Source organism: Neisseria sp. P0021.S006 (genome assembly GCF_051956895.1).
In genome coordinates, this window is sequence record NZ_JBQCWZ010000237.1 from 1 (window position 1) to 1,828 (window position 1,828).

Below are 1,828 nucleotides of genomic sequence, written 5' to 3' on the forward strand. Positions count from 1 at the left end.
TACTTTGCTGCAGCGCATACCGCCGCAACGCGAAGACGCCTTCCGCCTGATCGGTATCGGCGTGAGCCATTTGCTGCCGAAAAACCAGCAGCAGACGCTTTGGTTATAAAGAAATAGAAAAGCATTCTTTCCGTTTGAAGATCGGGCGCAGGACAATATCGTTCCATAACCATATCGACAGCCGTTTTAACAGGCCGTCTGAAAATTATTAGGAACAACCAGCCATGTCTTTATTCCGTCCTCAATTCTGGAAAATCCCCGAAATCAGCGATGACGAACGCCGCCGCCTGCCTGAGTTGGCGGCCACTTTGGAGCGCCGTTTGCAAGACATTGCCGCGCGCTATCCGCAAGCCGTGTTCGCATCCAGCCTTGCGGTTGAAGATATGGTCATTACCGATGCCGTGTGCCGTCTGAAACTGCCCATCCGCATCATTACGCTCAATACGGGCAAACTCAATCCCGAGACCGCCGCGCTGATTGCCGAAACCAATGCGCGTTATCAAACCGAATTGGAAGTATTTTATCCCAACCGACAAACCGCTGCGGAATTTGAAGCGGAGTTTGGTACAACCGCCATGTACGACAGCGTCGAGTTGCGCCGCCGTTGCTGCCATATCCGTAAAATCGAACCACTCAACCGCGCTTTACACAACGCCCCCGCATGGCTGACCGGACAACGCCGCAGCCAGTCCGAAACGCGCAGCGAATTGAATTTTGAAGAGCTGGATACGGGCCGCAACATCGCCAAATTCAATCCTATTTTCGATTGGGAAGAGCAGGATGTTTGGGCTTATGCACACGAGCACCGAGTTCCGCTTAATGCGCTGTATCATCAAGGCTATCCCAGCATTGGGTGCGAACCCTGCACGCGTCCGGTCAAGTTGGGTGAGAATATCCGCGCCGGGCGATGGTGGTGGGAAAGCAAAGACAGTAAGGAATGCGGTTTGCACAAATAATCAAAGGCCGTCTGAAAATGTTTCAGACGGCCTTTTTGACGGCTTAACAAAATGATTTATCAAGAATTTGTTTTTCGTTCAACGAAAGTGGAAAGCAGGGCGGTATCGATGTCCCATTTCCAAATGCCGCGATCCGAGCCGTCCATGCCGCGCAGGAAGAGGTAGCGGATGGCGATTTTGGGCAACGGCTTGCCGCGCAGGGCATAGTAGCGTGCGGTGGCAACGGCGTAGATCAGGGCTTGCAGATAGTAGTGATGATGTGCCACGGCTTCGTTCATCGCCTGTTGCGTGTAGGCGCTTGCATCGTTGCCCAAATGGTTGGATTTGTAGTCGATTAAAACGACATTGCCGTCTGAATCTTGGCAAACCATATCAATAAAGCCGTTCAAATAGCCTTGTAAATCATGGAAGTCAAGCAGTTGCGCGGCTTGAACGCATTCGGGCGGCAGGTTTGCTTCGCTTGAGGCAAACCAACGGCGCAAGTCGTCCAGTTTGAAATCGTCCATGTACAGGGTAAACCCCATTTCGGGCAGGCGTCGGGTCGGCGGAATCTGCGACAGGCTCTCGTTGATTAAAGGCGTAAGGCGGCAGGTATCGAGCATGGTGATTACCGTCGGCAGCCATTTGTCTTCAAAGCTGTGGCGTTGCAAAACTTCGGCAATCATTTCGGATTGGCTCTCGGCAGAGGCGGCGAAGTCGAGTTTTTCCAGCATTTCATGCAAACATACGCCGGCATTGGTGCCGTGGGGGAAATGGTGGATATCGAGGCCGTCTGAAAGTGGGGGCGGCAGGTTTTCAGACGGCATGGCACGGTCTGCGCTTTCTGCCGGATCGATGGCAGGTTGCAAAGGCTCGTGTTGTTCGTCGGTTGA

General features: G+C 53.0%; 2 protein-coding genes. One reads left to right on the forward strand and one right to left on the reverse strand.

Annotation, left to right across the window (positions count from 1 at the left end; translation table 11 throughout):
- Positions 1-224: 224 nt before the first annotated feature.
- Positions 225-956: a phosphoadenylyl-sulfate reductase gene (locus tag ACTHUM_RS12920; protein ID WP_070459933.1), complete on the forward strand. Its 732-nt coding sequence runs from the start codon at positions 225-227 to the stop codon at positions 954-956.
- A 59-nt stretch (positions 957-1,015) separates the two neighbouring features.
- Here ACTHUM_RS12920 and ACTHUM_RS12925 read toward each other — a convergent pair.
- Positions 1,016-1,828: PD-(D/E)XK nuclease family protein (locus ACTHUM_RS12925; RefSeq protein WP_440403047.1), on the reverse strand; the 813-nt coding region annotated here is incomplete at its 5' end.